At 38.9% G+C, this 21,103-nt stretch carries 19 protein-coding genes and 1 pseudogene; 1 reads left to right on the top strand and 19 read right to left on the bottom strand.

Annotated elements, in window-relative coordinates; translation table 11 throughout:
* Positions 1-73: 73 nt before the first annotated feature.
* From BUC45_RS02550 to BUC45_RS02485, 14 genes are all read right to left on the bottom strand, one after another.
* Positions 74-1,480, bottom strand: coding sequence for a Sapep family Mn(2+)-dependent dipeptidase (locus BUC45_RS02550; protein ID WP_296970061.1), 1,407 nt, complete (start codon positions 1,478-1,480; stop codon positions 74-76).
* Positions 1,481-1,498: 18 nt separating this feature from the next.
* Positions 1,499-2,509, bottom strand: coding sequence for a dipeptide ABC transporter ATP-binding protein (locus BUC45_RS02545; protein WP_366749566.1), 1,011 nt, complete (start codon positions 2,507-2,509; stop codon positions 1,499-1,501).
* On the bottom strand, positions 2,481-3,446 hold the full coding sequence (locus BUC45_RS02540; protein WP_013777565.1) for an ABC transporter ATP-binding protein: 966 nt from the start codon (positions 3,444-3,446) through the stop codon (positions 2,481-2,483). Before BUC45_RS02540 ends, BUC45_RS02545 begins: the two co-directional genes overlap by 29 nt.
* A 277-nt stretch (positions 3,447-3,723) precedes the next feature.
* The gene (locus tag BUC45_RS02535) at positions 3,724-5,358 is read right to left on the bottom strand and encodes a peptide ABC transporter substrate-binding protein (RefSeq protein ID WP_013777564.1); all 1,635 of its coding nucleotides are present in this window, start codon (positions 5,356-5,358) and stop codon (positions 3,724-3,726) included.
* Positions 5,359-5,530: 172 nt separating this feature from the next.
* On the bottom strand, positions 5,531-6,397 hold the full coding sequence (gene opp4C / locus BUC45_RS02530; RefSeq protein WP_013777563.1) for an oligopeptide ABC transporter permease: 867 nt from the start codon (positions 6,395-6,397) through the stop codon (positions 5,531-5,533).
* A gap of 15 nt (positions 6,398-6,412) precedes the next feature.
* Complete coding sequence (locus BUC45_RS02525) at positions 6,413-7,366, bottom strand: ABC transporter permease (RefSeq protein ID WP_013777562.1); 954 nt, start codon at positions 7,364-7,366, stop codon at positions 6,413-6,415.
* Between the two features lie 52 nt (positions 7,367-7,418).
* A complete protein-coding gene (locus BUC45_RS02520; RefSeq protein ID WP_013777561.1) occupies positions 7,419-8,894 on the bottom strand; it encodes an FGGY-family carbohydrate kinase in 1,476 nt (491 codons plus the stop codon).
* 4 nt (positions 8,895-8,898) lie between these two features.
* Positions 8,899-10,089 carry a PLP-dependent aspartate aminotransferase family protein gene (locus tag BUC45_RS02515; protein ID WP_013777560.1) on the bottom strand — a complete coding sequence of 397 codons (1,191 nt, stop codon included), beginning with the start codon at positions 10,087-10,089 and terminating at the stop codon, positions 8,899-8,901.
* A gap of 24 nt (positions 10,090-10,113) precedes the next feature.
* On the bottom strand, positions 10,114-11,172 hold the full coding sequence (locus tag BUC45_RS02510; RefSeq protein WP_013777559.1) for an alcohol dehydrogenase catalytic domain-containing protein: 1,059 nt from the start codon (positions 11,170-11,172) through the stop codon (positions 10,114-10,116).
* Positions 11,173-11,175: 3 nt separating this feature from the next.
* Positions 11,176-12,159: a sugar phosphate isomerase/epimerase family protein gene (locus BUC45_RS02505; protein WP_296970057.1), complete on the bottom strand. Its 984-nt coding sequence runs from the start codon at positions 12,157-12,159 to the stop codon at positions 11,176-11,178.
* A 32-nt stretch (positions 12,160-12,191) separates the two neighbouring features.
* Complete coding sequence (locus BUC45_RS02500) at positions 12,192-13,223, bottom strand: 2-hydroxyacid dehydrogenase (protein WP_013777557.1); 1,032 nt, start codon at positions 13,221-13,223, stop codon at positions 12,192-12,194.
* Between the two features lie 46 nt (positions 13,224-13,269).
* Positions 13,270-13,935 carry an L-fuculose-phosphate aldolase gene (locus tag BUC45_RS02495; protein WP_296970055.1) on the bottom strand — a complete coding sequence of 222 codons (666 nt, stop codon included), beginning with the start codon at positions 13,933-13,935 and terminating at the stop codon, positions 13,270-13,272.
* A gap of 26 nt (positions 13,936-13,961) precedes the next feature.
* Complete coding sequence (locus tag BUC45_RS02490) at positions 13,962-14,924, bottom strand: sugar-binding transcriptional regulator (protein WP_013777555.1); 963 nt, start codon at positions 14,922-14,924, stop codon at positions 13,962-13,964.
* 291 nt (positions 14,925-15,215) lie between these two features.
* On the bottom strand, positions 15,216-15,728 hold the full coding sequence (locus tag BUC45_RS02485; protein WP_013777554.1) for an L-2-amino-thiazoline-4-carboxylic acid hydrolase: 513 nt from the start codon (positions 15,726-15,728) through the stop codon (positions 15,216-15,218).
* A gap of 342 nt (positions 15,729-16,070) precedes the next feature.
* Here BUC45_RS02485 and BUC45_RS02480 point away from each other — a divergent pair.
* Positions 16,071-16,242: pseudogene (locus tag BUC45_RS02480) on the top strand (carboxymuconolactone decarboxylase family protein); the annotation flags it as partial.
* A 415-nt stretch (positions 16,243-16,657) separates the two neighbouring features.
* Here BUC45_RS02480 and BUC45_RS02475 read toward each other — a convergent pair.
* From BUC45_RS02475 to BUC45_RS02455, 5 genes are all read right to left on the bottom strand, one after another.
* Complete coding sequence (locus BUC45_RS02475; protein ID WP_013777553.1) at positions 16,658-16,894, bottom strand: DUF3343 domain-containing protein; 237 nt, start codon at positions 16,892-16,894, stop codon at positions 16,658-16,660.
* Complete coding sequence (locus tag BUC45_RS02470) at positions 16,891-18,033, bottom strand: aminotransferase class V-fold PLP-dependent enzyme (protein ID WP_013777552.1); 1,143 nt, start codon at positions 18,031-18,033, stop codon at positions 16,891-16,893. The genes BUC45_RS02475 and BUC45_RS02470 overlap by 4 nt, the downstream gene beginning before the upstream one ends.
* Entirely contained in the window at positions 18,030-18,650 is a 621-nt protein-coding gene (yedF, locus tag BUC45_RS02465; protein ID WP_013777551.1) for a sulfurtransferase-like selenium metabolism protein YedF, read from the bottom strand. The genes BUC45_RS02470 and yedF overlap by 4 nt, the downstream gene beginning before the upstream one ends.
* Positions 18,651-18,758: 108 nt before the next feature.
* Positions 18,759-19,784, bottom strand: a complete 1,026-nt coding sequence (gene selD, locus BUC45_RS02460) for a selenide, water dikinase SelD (RefSeq protein ID WP_013777550.1) — start codon at positions 19,782-19,784, stop codon at positions 18,759-18,761.
* A gap of 188 nt (positions 19,785-19,972) precedes the next feature.
* Positions 19,973-21,094: an ABC transporter substrate-binding protein gene (locus tag BUC45_RS02455; RefSeq protein ID WP_013777549.1), complete on the bottom strand. Its 1,122-nt coding sequence runs from the start codon at positions 21,092-21,094 to the stop codon at positions 19,973-19,975.
* Between the last annotated feature and the right edge of the window lie 9 nt (positions 21,095-21,103).

Raw genomic sequence — 21,103 nt, 5'->3', positions numbered from 1 at the left:
ACCCCTCCGTTTTTTAACAGGTTAAGCAGCCTCTTTAAATTTTATTACATCAAAATAAAGAGTTGTTTATATATCATGGTAAAATTTCATCTAATTGTATCAGAGCCAGTACATAAATCTTAATCGCATTTGTCAAATCTCTAATCTTAACACATTCATCCGGCTGATGACCGTTGCCTCGCTTAGTCCCAAAAGGACTTGGGTCATTTAAAATTCCGGGGCCGTATCCAACTGCCCTAGGCAATTTTCGTGCATAGGTTCCTCCGCCCATTACATAAGGTTCATAGTCGGTATTTAGAACGTCATTGCATATGTCATTCATTGCTTGAATTGCTTCACTATCTGCTGATACATATGATGGTGGATTGTTATCTGAGCTTTTTACATATACACCATAACGATTACCAACTTCATGTATTTTACGAATCATATTTTCTTGATCAGTTGTAATCGGATATCTAATATTTATTTTAATAGTCAGTTCTCCATTTTCCATCTCGGCAACAGAACCGACATGTGTCAACTTACCTGATATATCATCACTGTAGGCAATTTCTAACCCGCCGCCATAAGCATCGTGAAAAGCATCCTCAATGAAATAAAGAACCTTACTGTCATTTTCTTCCACCAGTGAGTATTTATTGAGAAATGCAGCAAGTTTTTGAATGGCATTAATCGTTCCTTCCGGGAAAGCCGCATGACCTGAAACTCCTTTTGCGGTAATCTTTAGACATTCGCCCTCACAGGAAGCGAAAATACCTTCAGTTTTTTGCTCTGCTATCATATTTATAATTTGTTCTTTGTCATCACAACTCAAAACAGCACAGGCGGTATCAGGAACCATGTTTGATACGGTTCCACCATAGAAATTTTTCAAATTAGAATCAGATATTTTGCCTGCTAGTTCCATTTGAAGAATACCTTTTTCCCCATTGCAAACTGAAAAGGCACAATCAGGTACAATAGAAAAACTTGGTGCCTGGTGGTGGTCTAAATAATATTTCACATCACTCATACCGGTCTCTTCGTCACATCCGTAAAATATTCTGATGGAGTGATTCAGCTCAATACCCAATTCATGTAAGCATCGGACGGCATAGAGCGCAGCCATAGCAGGCCCTTTGTTGTCCCCCGAACCCCGTCCGATAATATACCCTTTTTCTACAACTGCATCATAGGGACTATATTCCCAACCATTACCCTCCGGAACAACATCTAAGTGAGTAAAAATACCGATTTCTTTATCTGTTTTTCCTTCAAGCACCGCTGTACCGCAATAATACTGATGATTTTTTGTTGAAAATCCATATTTCTCACTCATGGCAAGTGCTTTATCCAAGACCTTCCCGCAACCTGTTCCAAAGGGATATTTCCCGTAGTAAGGTTCTTTAACACTTTTAATGTTAATAAGTGAAATTATATCTTCTATCAAATGAGATTTGTTGTTTTCAATCCATATATCAATTTGATTTTTTAACATTTTCCATTCCTCCAAAGGCTATTCATACAAATGACAGGCAACCATTGTTTTGTCTGAAACGTTAACAAGGGCCGGTTCTTGTACTTTGCACTTTTCTATACAATGAGAACACCTAGTATGAAATCTGCATCCTGTTGGCGGATTCAAGGGACTTGGCACTTCACCTGTCAAAATAATTTTTCTCTCAGGTGCATCGATATCAGGTATAGGAATAGAGGACATGAGTGCTTTGGTATACGGGTGCAGAGGATCAATATACAGACTTTTTTTCTCTGCAATTTCCACGATTTTACCTAAATACATAACTGCCACTCGGTCACTTATGTGTTTTACCACACTGAGATTATGTGAGATAAATAAAAAGGTCAAGTTCAACTCCTGCTTCAGCTGTTGCATCAGGTTCAGTACCTGTGATTGAATGGATACATCTAAGGCAGAAACAGGTTCATCACATACAATAAACTCAGGATTTAAAATCAATGCCCTCGCTATTACAATACGCTGTCTCTGACCACCTGAAAATTCATGTGGATACTTGCGTAGATTTTGTTTGTCCAATCCCACAAGCTCCAGTATATCAATAACTTTTTCTTCTCTTTCTTTTTCCGTTCCAATATTAAAAGCGTCAAGTGGTGCTCTGATTAATTCTAACACTGTCATTCTTGGATTGAGGGATGCATATGGATCTTGAAAGATTATCTGCATCTTTTGACGCATATTTCGCATATCATTTTTGTTCAATTTTAAAATATCAACACCATTATAGTGAACCGAACCGGATGTAGGTTCCGTCAGCCTCAGTACAGCACGGCCAAAAGTGGACTTTCCGCATCCGCTTTCTCCAACCAACCCCAGTGTCTCACCCTTGCTAATGAACAAACTGATGTCATCTACAGCCCTGACTCTTTTTTCCTCTTTATTGAAAAAACTTTTTGGAGTTACGAAATGTTTTTTTAAATTTTTTACCTCTAAGATACCTTTCATTCCCGTCTTCTCCTGTTCATTTAGTATATTTCCAACACCTGACACTGCAATCTCCGACGGTACATAGAACAGGTGGTTTATTCTTGCATATTTCCATTGCATCTTGACATCTTTCACAGAAACGGCATCCTTTTGGCACGTTTTGAAGACTAGGCACAGAACCCTTAATCGCATATAAAACGTCTACATCTTTATCCAAACGGGGAATTGATGACAATAGCCCTCTTGTATAAGGATGGAGCGGGTTTATAAAGATACTTCTGGCATCAGCGTATTCTACCACCTGACCAGAATACATAACCATGATACGATCTGCCATCTCGGCTACGACACCCAAATCATGTGTAATAATTATAATAGCAGCTTCTGATGTTTTTTTAAGATCTTTCATTAATTCTATAATTTGTGCTTGTATTGTCACGTCTAAAGCAGTAGTCGGTTCATCTGCAATTAACAAAGATGGGTTGCATGACAATGCCATGGCTATCATCACTCTCTGCCTCATCCCTCCGCTCAATTGATGGGGGTATTCATTCATTCTCTGTTCTGGAGAAGGAATCCCCACCTTTTTAAGCATGTCAATTGCTTTTTTCTCCGCCGTCTTTTTATTCATCTTTTCATGCACAGTGATGGTTCCTATTAACTGTTTCCCAATTGTCATTACAGGGTTTAACCCTGTCATTGAGTCCTGGAAAATCATTGCAATTTCTTTCCCGCGAATTTGGCACATATCAGATTCAGATTTTTTAAGAATATCCTGACCTTCAAAGAGGATTTCACCTTGTGTGATTTTCCCGGTCTTACCTAAAAGTCGAAGGATTGCCATAGATGTAACACTTTTCCCACATCCCGATTCTCCAACAACTCCAAGTGTCTCACCTTTATTGACAGAAAAACTTACTCCGTCAACTGCAGTCACTGTGCTGTCTATTGTACTAAATTGTACTTGTAAGTTATTAACTTCCAGTAATGTATTTGCCATCTTTCGACCCCCAGTCAGATGCACATTGTCTGTGTATATCAAGTAATGGTTAAAAACTTTTTTAATCTTGATTCAATGTAGCATCAGGATTTATACACTTGCTAACAAAAATAGGGATTCAATTTGGACGCGAATAAAAGAACATCTGTTTTTTTGGTCAAGTTTAAACTGCTCCATAGTTTAGATAAAAGGGCTGGAAGATTGTATATACTTATTTTCACAGCCCCTTTATACTACCATTAAATTATATTATTATTATTCTTTTTTATCGGAGCAATTAGTCAACTTTCCATTCCCATACGCACCAGTTCATAAAAGCAAAATCTTCAACAGGCACGTTGCTTAATCTCTTATTGTATGCTTGAAGCTTATTGGGAAAATACAGCCATACAAATGGCATCTGCTCATTTAGGACCATCTGGTATTCATCATAAATCGGCTTGCGTTCTTCAAATGATGTTCCCCTCGAGCCTTTTTGCCCTAAGTTTCCAAGGGTAGGATCTGTCAGATGTGCGAAATTATTCATATGTCCAACTGTTACATTAAATACACTTTCACCGGGGTCTAATGAACCGGCTGAACCGATTAGACCTAGATCGTAATCGCCGTCACGAAGCATGGTTAACAATGTTGGGAAATCTGTTATTTGAATTCTTGTTTTTATACCGATCTTCTGAAGATCCTGTTGAATCAAGGGAGCAGATTTCTCTCTAACCTGATTACCCTGAGGAACTATCAGCAGTAGTTCTCTAGACTCGTCCCAACCTTCTTCTTCAACCATTTGCTTTGCTTTTTCCACATCATATTCGATAGGAAGCAATTCTTTATTGAAATAAAGATGGGTTTCGGGTAGGGGACCTGTAGCAGGAACTCCCTCACCTTTAAGAAGTTGGTTGATAATGACATCTCTGTTAATAGCCAAATCAATAGCCTGTCTAATCTTTTGTGTCATGTATGGCTTAGAGGTGTTGCATGTCATGTACTGATAGCCCAATGAAGGTATTGATACTGTAACAAGATTTTCCTGTGCTTGTGCCATATCCCAGTCCTGCAGTGAGATTGAACCCTCTGCGATAATGTCAATGTCTCCGCTTATCAAACCTGATAGAAGGTTTTGTGCCCCAACCACTTTAATTACCAACCTGTCAAAATCCGGTTTCCCTAGATAATAGTTTTCATTAGCAGTTAATTCAACTCTTTCACCTGTTATAACATTATCGAATTTACATGGTCCGGAACCAACTATTGGTTTCTGCCAAAACTCATTTTTGTTGATGTCTGCCATTTCAACACCTTCAAAAACATGTTCCGGAATTATATAAAAGTCTCTATTAAAAATTGCGAGGAAGTAAGATGGGTCCATAGGTGATTTCAAATGAAAGGCAACTGTTTTCTCATCTACAGCTTCCACTCCTATTGAACCGGCGGAAGTCTCTATACCACTGTCATCTGTACCTGTAAAGTATCTTGTACTTCTGCGTGCTGCAGGTACGTCGGCATTGGACATCACCTGTGCAGTAAATACCACATCATTTGCTGTAACCGGTTTGCCATCGTGCCACTTAGCGTTTTCATTCAGCTTAAATGTAAATACTGTGCTATCCTCGTTCATCTCCCAGCTATCTGCCAGCCTTGGTGCAAAAGTGCCATCACTTCTGATAATAGCCAGCTTATCAAAGATCTGGTTTATTATAACATCACTGTAGCTGCTGGTGGTATCATGAGGAATAAGAGAATCCCAATTTGAAACAATTGCCATGGTTACTACTTTAGGGCCCTGTTTGTCAGCATTTTGCGATGTTACCTCAGAATCCGGATTTGCACCTGATCCTCCACAACCCGTGAGTGCAATAAGTAGCACCAATAGTAATGACACGAGCATGGTTGCTGTTTTTCTTGTGGATTTAAACATTTGATTTGCCTCCTCTTTTTGTGCTTTTCTTGGTTTGATTTTTATGATATAGATTATGTGTTTTTTGCTGGTCACCTCCATAACAAATAATTCATTGCACTAGCCAAACTCATTTATATATACATTAAATCTAACAAGTTTGAGAAGGTTTAATAATAAGTCAAATATGCTGTTAAATTTTCATTTTTGTATCAAGAGCATCCCTTACACCGTCTCCAAAAAAGTTTATGCTAAGAACAGTAAGTACCAATGCAATTCCAGGAGGTACCCACAACCACGGCTTTTGTGAAAGAACTGTAATGGATTGTGCATCATACAAAATATTTCCCCAGGATGCTTGAGGAGGTTGAACACCCATGCCCAAAAAGCTTAAAGAGGATTCCATGATAATAGCATTTGCAGTGGAAAATGTAAGTGCTATTAGTACTGGAGCAAAAGTGTTAGGTAATATATATTTTGTAATGATACGAAAGTTTTTTTCACCAATTGCTCTTGCTGATTCAACATAATCCTTTTCTCTAACTGATAATACATTTCCGTAAATCAACCGTGCAAATTGTGTCCATCCCATTATTCCTATGACAAGTGTCACCGTAAAAATAGACGGTCCCACCACTGAAACCAATACCAATATTAGAATAATTGATGGAAAAGACATAAATACATCAGCAGATCTCATAACAATTGTTTCGAAAGTACCTCCATAATATCCAGCAATAACACCAAGGGGTACACCAATTGCTACACTGATGAGAGTGGATACAAGACCTACAAACAGCGAAACCTGTCCACCATATATCAGCCTTGCAAAGATATCTCTTCCAATATCATCAGTTCCCAAAATGTGTTCAGCACTTGGAGCGGCACCGAATGCATTTATATCTGAAGTATATGGGTCAATGTCAAAAATCATAGGTAGCAAAAAAACTAATAAAACTTCTAATATAATCACACACAGACCAACCATTGCCAGTTTATGTGCCTTAAATCGTCTGAATACATCTCCTAAATATGAACTGGATTTTCCCTGCTTTTTCACTTTTTCACCTCAGTATTATCTGTTTCGTATTCTTGGATCGATTGCACTGTATATCAAATCTGTTACAATGTTTCCTATTAATACAGCCACTGCAACAAAGACGGTTATTCCCATAATAACAGGATAATCACGCTGTGTTATGGACAGCACCATCAAACTTCCTAAACCCGGCCATCCAAAGATTTGTTCAGTAACAACTGCTCCTCCGATTAAAAAGGGGATCATCAAACCTAGCTCGGTTACAATTGGAATCAGAGCATTTCTCAGTGCATGCCTAACCAAAACTAAATTTTCTCTCAGACCTGTTGCTCGCGCTGTTCTTATATAATCCTCTGATAAAACCTCCAGCATACTGCCCCGGGTTTGACGTATCAGTCTGCCCACCTGCTGAATGGACAACACTGCCGCAGGAAGAATAAGATGCTTTACAAGCATTGGCAAAGTTCGTATACCGGATGTATCATACATACCGCCGATAGGCAGTATGTTTAACCGAACTGCAAAAAAGTAAATCAAAATTAAACCGGCAAAAAAGTTAGGTGTAGCAGAACCTATAAAAGATAGGCCTGATGAAGCATAATCCCAAAGCGAATAGGGCTTATATGCGGCCATAATACCAAGAGGCACCGCAACCAGCACGGAAAAAATGGTGGCAGAAAACGTGAGAACCAGTGTTGGTCCTAAGCGCTCTACAATCATCCCCCATACAGGTAAATGTGTTCTATATGAGAATCCCAAATTTCCCTGGAGCAGTTCCCCGAGCCATCTGATATATTGGATAATTACATGCTGATCAAGACCATACTCGATTCTTTTTCTTTCAATTTCCGCTGCTGTTATGAATGGATCCTGCAGTAATAGATCCAAAGGGCTGCCAGGTGCAAGAGATGAAACAATATACACCAAAACTGTTATTCCAAAGAAAGTCGGGATTGCAATCAGCAATCTTTTTATGACGTATTTTCCCATCTTCCCATTTTTCCTCCTATTCCTGTACAGAATTTCCTACTCCGATAGAACTTCATATCATTCTCTCTTCCCAAAATGGAGCAATATATTGCTGGAGATTGGTGAATGTTCTGTATAACTGCTTGTATTTTTTGTGATTTGCATAGTTGGGCTTGAAGCAAATATTATCCTCGTCACTTATATTTGTGATTTCGCTAAATCCCCATGCTGTTCTCATCATTTCCCCTATACCTGTAATACCTAGTTCCTTACTGTTTTTTCGAATGACAGGTTGCCCTAAGCAGTCACTTATAATTTGGCAAAGCATATCGCTTTGAGAAGCACCTCCCGCCACATTGATACCATTCTTGCCCTGAGGTAAATGATTGTAGCAATCGTACATAGAGAGGGCAAGCCCTTCATAAGCTGCTCGTGCCAAATGATATTTTGTATGTGATGCGGTTATTCCATAAAACCCGCCGCAGGCAAAATCATTGCGAAATGGAGCTCTCTCTCCAAAAATATAAGGATGATAAAAAACGCCTTGGCTTCCTATGGGGATTTTGCCAACCTTCAGTTCAATATCCGCATAGTTTTCCTTATTTAATATCTCTTTTCGCACCCAATCCAACGTTGATGCCCCACTCAATGCAGCCATTAATCGAATATATTTCCCTTTTTTTATATGACAGAGAATACTCCCAACAGAATAATCATTTTTGACATCCTGCCGGTCAAGAGCAACATAGTTGCATAAAGTTGTGCCTAATATGCTTCCTTTTTCACCGGATTCCGTTACATTACAGCCTACTGCAACAGCAATTACGTCCAAGACACCGGCTATTACCGGCGTACCGGCTTTCACATAAAGCTGTTTCATCGCTTGAGGAGTAATCCGGCCAACAACATCAGCAGGAGATAATATCGGCGGAAACTTACCTTTGGTTTCTGCTATATCCAGTGCATCAAGTATTTCGTATACATATTTATTAGTAAAGATATCAGTCAGCGATGTAGATGCATCAGTCCAATCAGTTGACAACTGTCCGGTCATCTTAAAATTAATCCAGTCCTTACAGTGCAGCACCATGTGTATTTTTTTATATTTATCAGGATGATTTGCTTTCATCCATTTAAGAATTATCGGGGCCGCGCCAGCAAAAAGTGGAGTGGTGCAGTATCCGGAACACATTTTATTAATGGCATCATAGTCCAAATCCACCATGGCTTTCGCTCTGGTATCATTCCACAAAATGGCATTACAAACCGGATTTCCATCTTTATCAACCAACCATGCACCATCGCCCTGAGCGGTTACCCCAACTCCAACTATGTTGTTCCAGACAGATTGATTGTTTTGATGCAAACGGCCAACAGCTTTACAAACTGTTTGCCACACCTCATTCATATCCATTTCGCTGGCACCTGTTAACGGGGAGTGTGTGGTGATATACTCACTGACCATATCGACCTGCATACCGTTAGATGCAATTAAAGCAGCTTTAATCTTCGTAGTGCCGGAATCTATCACCAAAAACACTTTTTTCATGAGATTATACACTCTCCAGGGCTTGTTCTAAATCATGAATGATATCTTCGGAATCTTCAATTCCCACCGAAAGTCTTATCATTCCATCGGGAATTCCCATGCGTTCTCTTTCTGTCGGCGATATCTTTCCATGGGTCATGGTGGCAGGCTGTTGAATCATGGTATCCAAATCTCCTAAGCTCACACAATACTTTGCAAGTTTAATATTACTGATGAAACGTGTAGCTCCTTCCATTCCGCCTTTGACCACAAAAGATACCATCCCACCGTATCCTTTAGCTCCGAACTGCTTTTTTGCCAGTTCGTGCTGTGGGTGGCTCTCCAGCCCGGGATATATGACTTTCTCAATCTTATCCTGTTTCTCAAGCCACTTGGCAATCGTCATGGCATTACTACAATGCTCTCTCATCCTAATATGAAGGGTTTTCATGCCTCTGAGCATCAGCCAACAGCTAAATGGACTGGGAGTGGGCCCCAACTCCTGATAGATAGAGCTTCTAATGTTCTCAATAAAATCCTTGTTACTGATAATGACACCACCGATTAAATCTCCATGTCCGTTCAAGTATTTAGTTGTACTGTGTACCACAACATCAATTCCATACTCCAGCGGTCTAAGTAAATATGGTGACATAAAGGTGTTATCGATCATTGAAATAACGCCTTTGGATTTTGCCCATTCTGCAATAAACTTCAAATCAGATACAACTAGGGTTGGGTTATATACACTTTCTGCATACAGTACTTTTGTATTTGGCTTTAGAGCTTTCTCTAATGCTTCCTCTGTCATTTCCTCAAGGAATGTTACCTCAATATTTAGCTCTTCAAATATTTTGGTGAACAAGTTGTAAGTGCCACTATAAACCGTACTGCAGCTGATTACATGATCACCGGAGTGAACACAGCTAAGCAGTGCCAGTGAAATTGCCGACATTCCAGAGGCAGTAACCAGCGCTGCCTCTCCACCTGATAGTGCACAGATCTTATTCTGCAGTTCATTTTGGGTCGGGTTCCTTGAACGCCCATATGTGAAGATGCCCTTTTTATCGCCCGCCAGATAGCGTGCCATTTTCTCAGGTGTATACTCATATGTGCTTGTCATAAACATGGGTGAAACTACTGCGCCTGTTACAGGATCTCCATGTTGACCTGCATGAACGGCTTTTGTAGCAAATTTATGCTCATTTGAACTCATTATGATTAGCCTCCATTATAAATTTTATTTTGTATCTACAATCTTAATAGCGACCTTAATATGTTTAGAAGCGTTTTTCAAAAGCTCTTCAAACCCGTCCTCTACAAGAGTATCAAGTGTTACTTCTCTTGTAATTAGTTCATCTGCATCAATTTTTCCTTTAGAAAAGTACTCCAATGCAGTTTCTATCTCATTTAAATGGGCTTGTGATGTCATCAGCACCCGCTCGCCCTCCTGTAAATCATTCATGGAAATCAGCGGTTTCTGGCCAAAAACACCCATTACCATTATTTTTGCTCCAGGTTTTGAGATGCTTATTGCATTGTTTAATGTTTGTTGAACTCCAACACACTCGTAAACAATATCTGCCATTTTACCATTAGACCAGTTTTTAACATACTCAGCCAAATCTGTCTTTTGGGTATCAACATAATCGCCATTATAACGGCGAATTAACGCCTCCCGATTATCACCTATTCCCGCAACCAAAACTTTTGATGCGCCCTTGAGAGTTGCCGCGAAAAAGCATCCTAATCCAATAATACCGGGACCAATGACAACGACATCCTTACCTTGAACGTCATTTATAAGATTTGTAGAATGTATGCCACAAGCGATGGGCTCAGCCAGTAGGCCTTGTCTAAGTGTAACATTATCCGGAATACGGAACAGCCTATCAGCCTCTACAGTGACATATTCGGCAAATGCTCCATCATCGCCTACACCTAGAAATCCCAGTTTTGAGCAAATGTTGTACCGTCCTGTTTTGCACATTTCACAGCTTTTACAGGTTAAACTTCCATTTGCAGTAACCCGGTCTCCCACTTTCCACCCAGTAACATTTCCCCCTACCTCTACGATGATTCCTGTAAACTCATGCCCAATTATTAATGGAGCTGTTCGCTGAGTTAATCGATGGGGCTTTTCTGTAGGAATAAAATTTGGGCCTACATACTCATGGCGATCTGTACCGCATATGCCTGCCCAGTAAACCTTAATTTTCACGCAATCTGGGCTCAGTTTCGGTTCAGGAACGTCTTCTATTCTTACATCTTTGTAGCCATGCCAAACAGCAGCTTTCATCCGTTACTCCCCCATATCAAACATTTTAGTAAATAAATTACACATATTTTTGCTTGCTGCAGTTTCTGCCATTTCATGAAAATCTAAATCCTTTAGTTTCTTTTCCACCATCTTTTCGATCATTCTAATAAAATGAATGGATGTTTTACAGGCTTCGTCAGGATCATCCCTATATGGATAAAGGTCAAGAGAATACCAACCTGAATATCCTAGTTTTTTCAGCCAATAGATTAATTCCACAAAATGTAAGAAGTGCACACTGCCTACAGGCATATCATCATCAGCTATAAAGTAGTTATCATTAAAGTGCAGATGAAACAGCTTGTTTTCGGCCATTAAAATGCTTGCAATTTCCGCCGGGTTTTCTTTGGCATTTAGAGCATGCCCAATATCCAAAGTTACACCTACATTGCTGCAGCCTGTTGCCTGGGCAACAGCTAAAGCTTTACCGCCGGAATTTAAAAAGCAGTTAAGACGGGGTTCACTGGCTTTATACTCTAAACCCAGTTTAACCTTTGTATTATAATTGGCACATTCCCTCAGGCCTTCTATCAGGAATTTCCACGCATCCACGTAATTTGTCTGCATTAAATAATCAAACCCGTCTTGCCCAAGCCATAAATTCACAATTTCTACGCCAATTTGATTGGCGAAATCCATGGCTTTTTTTACAAGCTTGATAGTCTCCTCACGAACTTCCTTATGTGGAGAACAGAAGGAACCGGTCTTCCACTTTCTATCACATACAAGCTCAACACCAATACAGGAAATAGTTAAGCTTTTCTCTTCCAACAAGGTTTTATAATGATCATAGTTTTCTTCGTTTATGTCAAATGGATAGGTAATCTCAATACCTTTAACTTCCTCAATATTTGACAAACGTTCAACTCGGGAAACAAAGTCCATCTTATCTTTATATCCATCACTTACATATCGGTCACTGCATGTTCCATAGACCCATGCGCCTGCACTAATATTTGCAAACATTTAATTTCTCCTTTTAAACTATGTTTACTTTATTACGATTTATATTCATACTTTAAAGGCTTTCCTTCTAAAAACAGTTTCACATCTTCCACCAATTGATGTGTATGGTTATCTATTGCATCATATGTAGCACCCGCCAGATGAGGCGTAATTACCACATTATCAAGTTCCGTGATGAAAGGATGATCTGCTGCAATTGGTTCACTACTAAATACATCTAATGCTGCTCCGGCTATTCTTTTACTGGCCAGCGCGTCAATCAGAGCCTGCTCATCTACCAATGCCCCTCTTGAAGTGTTAATTAAAAATGCTGTTTTTTTCATTAATTCAAACGCCCGAGCATTGATCAGATTTTGCGTTTCCTCACAATCCTTACAGTGGACTGAAACTATATCTGCTTGTTTTAACAACTCATCGAAAGATACAAATGTGACACCAGTGATTTCATCGGTATTTTTGAAAAACGGATCATTTATCAGAACATTCATCCCAAATGCTCTGCAAATATTTGCCACCCTTCTTCCAATACTTCCATAACCTATAATTCCTACTGTTTTTCCCTTCAATTGCGTACCTTTAAACATAACATAGGGAGATTTATCATTTAAATCCCATGTCACATCTCTTCTTAATCCCGCTTTAATTGTCTGCTGTTTTTCCTTTAACCCGACATGCTTACCGTCTTTCAGTGCTTTATAGGCCATAGGAATCTTGCGAGTTACAGCTAACATTAATGCTACGGTAAATTCCGCTGTGCAATCGGAGTTTCGTCCAGGTGCGTAGCTGATCTTAATATTTTTTTCTCTGGCATATTTAATATCTATGTTCACCGGATTTGAACGGGTGCACACAATCAGTTTTAGATTGGGGCACTGACCTATGACTTCTTTTGTAATTGGATCATAGCTAGTAATAATAATATCTTTATCCCTTGAATAAGAAATCATTTCTTCTTCGGTTAAAACTCGGTATTCCTTTTCCCAACCCTCATAAGTAATATCAATTAAATTTTCCAGCTCTTTTATGATGTCAGAATTAACCTCTGCTGTAACTAAAGCCTTCATACATTACCTCTCCTAAGTTGAATTCGACTCTGTTTATTTTTATTATCTATATTTCCTGGTGATCCTCTATTGTTTTCCCATAGCCTTTAAATCGCTCAATCATCCTAACCATTTCTTCCGATGGAAGAATAACCGGCTCACCAATTGATTTTGCACGATAATACAGCTCACAGCAGAATTCTATTTGTTCTGTTACTGCATAGGCTTCTGCCAAACTTGCACCTCCAGCTAACAAACCGTGATTAGCTAGCAATACTGCTTTACGGCCTTTCATTGCCTCAAAAGCATTTTTTGCAAGTTGAACTGTTCCGTAGGTAGCATATTCGGCACAGCGAACATCTTCACCGGCAAATGCAACCAGATAATGAACTGCTGGTAGTGGCTGATTCAAGCAGGATATCGTAGCCGCAAACGTTGTATGTGTATGGATAATGGCATCCAAGTCCGTTCTATACTTATAAAAAATTCGGTGCATATCACGCTCGCTTGATGGGACCTTGTCACCATCAACTATTTTCCCAGTTTCAATTTCAATTATGGCAATGTTTTCCGGCTTAATTTCATGATATTCAATACCGCTTGGAGTAATTGCCATCATTCCTGATGCTCTATCACAGATACTTAAGTTTCCACCTGTACCTACGGTAAGATTGTTATCAAGCATCTTTATTCCGTATTCAATTAATTCTTCTCTTTTTTTCTGTAAAATCATGTCATTGCCCCTCTCGCAAAATACACTTAATAAGATAGTCCAATTCGATCTGCAAGCCCCTTAGCTAAAATACTGTCAGTTATCAGCACATCGATACAACCTGTTTTAAGTGCTCCCAGAACTGCATTGATTTTATCTATTCCACCGGCTACTGCAACAACATATGGAATTTTTTCCAGCATAACTGCATCTATGCCTATCACCTTACTATGATGAGCAGATTTTTGCCACTGTCCATCCTGTTTAAAAGGATTAAATGCGATTTCCCCTACATATCCTTCATCCTCATATGTTTTAAGGTCATCTTCAGACAGATATCCCAATTTAGCAGCAGTGGATTCAGCACTGAGTTGGCCTATACCTACAATGGCCACATCACATTTGGATATCATTTCAAACACTTTACGAACAGTAATATCATTTATAATAACCTCTCTAGCCGTATTACTTTCCATTACGGCCGGTGCATAAAGCAGCGTATGGTTGCATGACAGTTTATGCGCAAGTAGGCGGGTAAGCTCATCCGGTTTAATCATTCGAAGATTATGGTCAATATCCATTCCGCCAACCAACTGCACTACATTGCAAGAACTTTTGTTTTGCACACGCATATTGGAAACTGTTGCACTTAAGGCTTCACCCCACGAAATACCAACAACCTGTTTATTCTTTATGAACTCATCTAACCAATAAGCAGCCTTTTTCCCGAGCTGTCTAAGCATTTGATTTGGACAATGGTCGATATCTGCAATTACAATCTGGCTGACTGAAAACTCCTTTTCCAATGCGTTTTCCAATCTCACATATTTATCATCGTCCATGCCGTTGATGCTAATTGTTACTACACCCATATCTACCAGTGAATTAATGATCTTATTAATCTTTTGACGTGTACAATTCAATTTGATTGCAATTTCTTCCTGTGTCATTCCTTCGTTATAATACCAGTGTGCAATCTTTATTAAATTCCTTTTATTGATATCCTCCATTTCATCCACCCCATTCATACCCCCTTAAATCAAGATTAACAATATTTTGATTTTGTTAGAAAAACTCACATAAATCCTAGCAAAATGCCGACAAGAAGAAAAATTCTGTATTGAGCATATCGGTTAAAGCTATACAAATTAAAGATATAAACAGGCGTCAGGATGAATTAAGGATGTTAGTACTTCGTCAAGTTTGTACCGACAATTATCGGCCAAGCCTTCCTCAGTCATTAGGATATAAACTTGCAACAGTCTGATGCCCTAACCGTTTATTGACAGGTTTAATAAGAACTATTTTTTCTTGTTAAACCTTATTTCACAACAATTATGCCCCTGTGCAATGGTTTTCCCCAAGGTAAATTCGAAATCGTTGAAAACGCTTGCAATCCCGCGATCACCATTCATGGCTATATCGCATAACACTTCAATTTCTTCGTCAGTACAACCCAATTTCTGCCATGCTTCAACAAGCGGACAGTAGTGAAAATCCAAATAATACTCGTTATCTGTTTTGAGAATCTCTTCCATTTCGAAGATTTTTCTTCCGTTTCCGTTTGGCTCTGCAAACTCAGTTTCAAAATCTTTCAGAGTGGTTCCATTGATTAATGTCTTAAAATGTTCACCATGAAAGCATCCACAGCGAAATGTTGCCTTATACCCAATATCTTTCCAGTTTTCACACCCGGTTTTTTTTACTTCGTCCAAAAGGTAATACAACCACATTGCACGATGACCGAAAGCATCGCGTAAAGCTTGTATTTTGTCATCGTTTACATTCTTTGCTATGTTATTTATCTTAGACATGAAGAACCTCCTTCAATTGGTTAATTTTACAAATGTAACGTAGCATTACATTTGTAAAACTTATTTTAATAATATCATTCAAAATAACTACTGTCAATTTTAATATATAAGATTTATATAGAGCTCTAAGCCTATCCCGATTAAATATATACTCTAAAGTTAAGGTTTCCTCCCATTATCATAATCTTACATAAAAATAGATAATCATATCTAAGGCTTATATGGGAGCATTTCTTTCCACTTAAAACAATAATATGATTGTGCTTTGAAGGTTCTTAAACCAGAATGGGCTGATAATAGATTGTTTGACTTAGATGAATGTGTAGCCTTTATTACTAATAAAACCGCTGTAAATATTGCATCACTTGCCATGTTTATAAAGCACTTGAAGCAAGTGCTACTCGCGGAAACTGCAATGGTAGCCGTGGCTTTTGGCGGCGGCCCTTCAATGGCCTATAGCGTATCATTGCTCAAGGTTTCAATTGATGAATTTGAACCGGATTTTAAAAAGTAATTGTAAATTTTGATAATGGTTTTTAATGTAAGAAAAGACACTGAACAAACAATCAGTGTCTTTTCTTACTCTCGGTATTGCTCATCTGTAGCACCTAATGCCAATCCGATTTTTCATATTGACAGAGGATATTAGCGTAAAAAACAATCTGGAATATAGTAAAAAAGGGTACACTTACTAAAGGCCTACATAGGTCTCAAAAAATTTTACTTTATTTAAGCTTAACCTATGCCACGGATATATTTGGAATCTATTTTTTCCACTACTTTTACAAGAAACAAGTTTTGAATGATAACGAGTGTATTCACGAAGAGTACGAATTGGTTTATAAGGTATGTCCAATTTGTTGGGGTTCAGGCCATTTTTATCTGATTTTTGGTTCAAAAGTCAAAATTTGACCCTAACACACTTTAACTTAAATCACTAGCTCATAGATTTTATTATATACAAGATTATGTTCATTAATAAGCCTTTCAAGTAAGACTCTGTATTTTGGATCTTCTTTCCACGCCAGACCACATCCAGCTGCAATAGCTCTTGGTAATGGAATAATACGACCGCTAAGACCTGCCGCTTTGGCAACTTTCTCAAATGTCATGGCTTCCGTGGTTGTTTGAAATGTCACAACACATTGCAATTTCTTTGGTCTCATCGGCTTTCCTCCTCCAGAATCTTCAAGGCATCTATTGCTTCATTTACCTCATTTCTGGTGTTGAAATGTGAAAAACTAAAACGCACCATGCCTTGGTCTTCAGTTCCAAAGGTTCTGTGGACGCCCGGGGCACAATGTACACCTGCCCTGGTTGCAATTCTAAAACGCTGGAAAAGTTCATCTGCTATTTCTTTTGAATCAATGTCTCTTATATTAAGTGCAACAACCGGAGTCCTTAACTCAGACTCAAAATCACCATACAAGGTGACTCCGGGTATATCTTTGACACCCTCTATAAACAGCTTTGCATATCCAATGGATTCTTTAAAAATCCTTAACTGCCCATATTTGTTCAAGTAATCACAGGCCGCTAAAAGTCCCGCTAATCCATGAATGTTTAATGTACCTGCTTCAAGGGTTTCTGGCAGGAATTTTGGCATTGTATGTGAAAAACTGTCAATCCCTGTTCCGCCAAGTTTAAGAGGTGTAGGAAAAACTTCCTTGGCAAGGCACAGCACTCCAGTGCCTTGAGGTCCAAGAAGGTTTTTATGTCCTGAACAACAAAGTGCTGATATGTTAATGTTTTGCATATCTATAGGAATTAAGCCTGCACTTTGAGAAGCATCTAATATAAATAAAATACCATGCTTGCTACATATCTTACCTATCGCTTCAATGTCCAGGACATTCCCTGTTACATTTGAAGCGTGAGTTAAAACTACTGCTTTCGTTTCTGCCTGAACTGCTGATTCTATCTGAGATACATCAATATTCCCCTTTTTATCTGCAGGAATAATTGTCAGTTTAACGCCACGCTCCTCCATCAGATAAAGTGGCCTTAACACGCTGTTATGCTCAATAGCCGTGGTTATGCAGTGGTCTCCCGGTCTGAGAAGACCTTGAATAGCAATATTTAGACTCTCGGTAGCATTACTAGTAAACACCACCCGAGAAGGATCCCCTAAATTAAACATACCAGATATAGCCTCTCTGGCGCGATAAATCACTCGGCTTGCATCCAATGAAGCGCCATGTGCACCGCGTCCGCTGTTACCGGTTCCTTGCAGAGCACGATAAACTGCTTCTGCAACCTCTGGCGGCTTGTGAAAAGAAGTTGCTGCATGATCTAAGTAAATCATACTTTCACAACCTTCCTTGCCTGCAACTGTTTTTCCACTATAGCATACATATTTGTGGCAGAACCTACTCCTAATTTTTCAGTCAAACTATAATGATTTAGACATGTTCCGCAAGTTAAGATCTCTACGCCTTGGGATTCTAAAAGTTTCAAGTCTGCCAGAGAATCTGATCCCTCTACAGACAAGTATGCTCCACGATTATATAATAGAATTGTCTCAGGCAGCTTATCCTGTTCGGTCAATGCGTAGATAAACCCTTTCATGAGTATATGGCCTAATTTTTCATCTCCTTCTCCCATTTTATCTGACGAAATTACTATAACTGTCTCAGCTAATCTATTATCTAGTAAACAAACAGTTTTTTCTGCAGTTTCTACCGTTTCATTTTTTGAAGCGCCAATCACTGTTATCGTCACAAGGTAGTTATTTTCATTGATTTTTTTTGAAGCAATAGGTAACTTCTTTTGCTCAGCCATCTTGCTTAGATTCTGTACAGCAATAAAATTATCTACAATCACCTCCATGGTATCACCCTCATGAAGTGTTTCCAATACTTTCTTTGTCTCTACAACAGGTATTGGACAAGCTTTCCCTCTAGCATCAATAATTTGTTTCATATTAACCTCCATTCCGCCGCAACTACTAGCAGCACAAACAGTAATGTAAAAATGGTTTTATTTCCTATGCTAGGCATGCCCGGCAAACCCATTACACTTCCATATTGCTTATCTTACAATGATTCGCTTATCATCTTTTCGTGTAACTTCTCCGACCAATCCACAAGGCAATCCCAACGATTGAATCTCTTTTAAAGCAAGTTTTGCATCTTCAGGCGGCAGACTTACTAGTAGTCCACCAGATGTCTGTGGATCAAAAAGTACCTCTTCCATTGCAAACGGAATATGCCTAAAATCTACCCTATTTCCTACGTGATTGCGATTCCTCTGAGCTGCTGCTGTGAGGAAAAACTCATTTGCATAGTGTAATGATTCCGGAATATGTGGTACTTGTAAACTATCAATCTCTGCTCCAAAATCATATCCTAACATCTCCTGAAGATGACCTAAAAAGCCAAAACCTGTCACATCTGTACACGCATGTACTTGATACCTTTTGATTATTTCTGCTGCATATTTATTAAGTGTTATCATGGAGCGAATTGCAATATCCATAGCTTCATTAGAACTTTTACCTACTCGTTGGGCAGTACATACAATGCCTACACCCAGAGGCTTTGTCAAGAGTAGCTGATCACCCTCTTGACAAGAATTGTTCCTATAAATCTTATCTGGGTGAATAATACCCATTACAGAAAGGCCATATTTCACGTCAATGTCTGCAATGGAATGTCCCCCCACCAAGACTCCTCCAGCCTCTTGAACTTTTTCATTGCCCCCAAGCATAATTTCCCCTAAAACATTCAGATCCATATTTTCAGGGAAACAGACAATATTTAGAGCCGTCTTAACTTCTCCGCCCATTGCATAGATATCAGAAAGTGCATTAGTTGCTGCAATTTGTCCAAAAGTATAAGGGTCATCTACCATTGGTGGAAAAAAATCCAGAGTCTGAACAACTGCTAAATCAGGTGTCAATTGGTATACTGCTGCATCGTCAGAGCTGTCAAAACCCACCAGCAAATTAGAATCTGTAGTAGCCTTAGGCAACTTCTCAAGCACTGAAGCTAAAATTCCCGGCCCCAGTTTAGCTGTGCAACCTCCACCTTTGCAAAACACAATTTCATCATGCACACTGCACACCACCTTTTCCCAGCTTAGACTTATTTATATATGGAACGTCAACACTCAATAAGATCTATTTCACATATATTCTTGAAACTTTCTATAATCCACTACTATCCCTTTATGTTTCTCTCTATCTTATAAGTTTAAATTATTCATCTGTCATAAATAAAACGATAAATTTGGTATTTTTTGATTTATTGCCTTCTTGTAGAAGTATCAACCAGTTTTGCCAGCTCTTCCTCCGTCAGTTGATAATGGTAAAATTGTTCGTAAAAATACTTCACTTCTTTCTTTATATCATAATCAAATACCTCAGGATACAAAAGATTGCCTAGCCATTTTAGACCTAAAATTCGATTTACAGATGGCGGGCGGTCAAACCAGCTAAAAGGAAAATTGGGTATTTCATAAACTTCACCATTTTTCACCGCATTAAGTCCGCTCCAATTTTCATCTTTAAAAATGTTTGAGTAATACCCTCCTCGATCATCAGCCCATGCAATTATCAAATCCGGATTCCAGTTCAAAAGCTGTTCCAAAGAGACCTTAAGTCGGCCGGAGCCTTCTATTTTTGAAACCTCCGCAACATTTATCCCACCTACCATATCTAAGACTTGCACATGCCCCGAACCCCTGGGATCAGTCTCCAGGCCATCATTCCCTTCAGCATAATAAACCCTTACCTTTTTATCTTCAGATATTGATTTTGCTTTGTCCTGAATCTCTTGTATCGTTTCTTTTATATAAGCACATAAATTTTCCGCTGTGGCTTCATCTCCGATAATTTTCCCCAACAAGGCATATGTATCTGCAGTTTTTTCTATATCTCCATCAAGGACTACCACAGGAATATTCAGCTCATTTTGAAACTGCTCCGCCGTAGATATGTTTGTTTCATTTATATCGGTAACATAAACAATTATGTCAGGTTTTAGCTTTAATATTTCTTCAGCATTTGGGGGGTTTTTACCGGCTCCGCCCAGATTTGGCAAATCTTTATACTGTGGAAGTATATAATATTTCTCCATTTCGCTTAATTCGTAGTTCCAACCCAAAAGTTTTTCCGGACACAAGGTGTATAGCATGATGGTCCCTACGGGGCTTAAGGAAAATATCTTTTCTGTTTTCTCGGGTAGGATTACTTCTCTGCCGGCCATATCTGTAATCACATTTTCATTTACTTCTGGCTCTGGTTGTTGAGGTATCTCGGCTGTCCCTTGAGGATTATTGGTACACCCTGTAGCTAATGATAATAAAATCACCGCTAATAAAGTAATACTGAGTATTTTAACAGTTGTTCTTTTTCTTAAAATCATTTATTCATC

Source organism: Tepidanaerobacter sp. EBM-38, from assembly GCA_001896545.1.
Lineage (GTDB): Bacteria > Bacillota > Thermosediminibacteria > Thermosediminibacterales > Tepidanaerobacteraceae > Tepidanaerobacter.
Note: the sequence above shows the minus strand (reverse complement) of the source record. Positions and strands in the feature narration are given on the sequence as shown.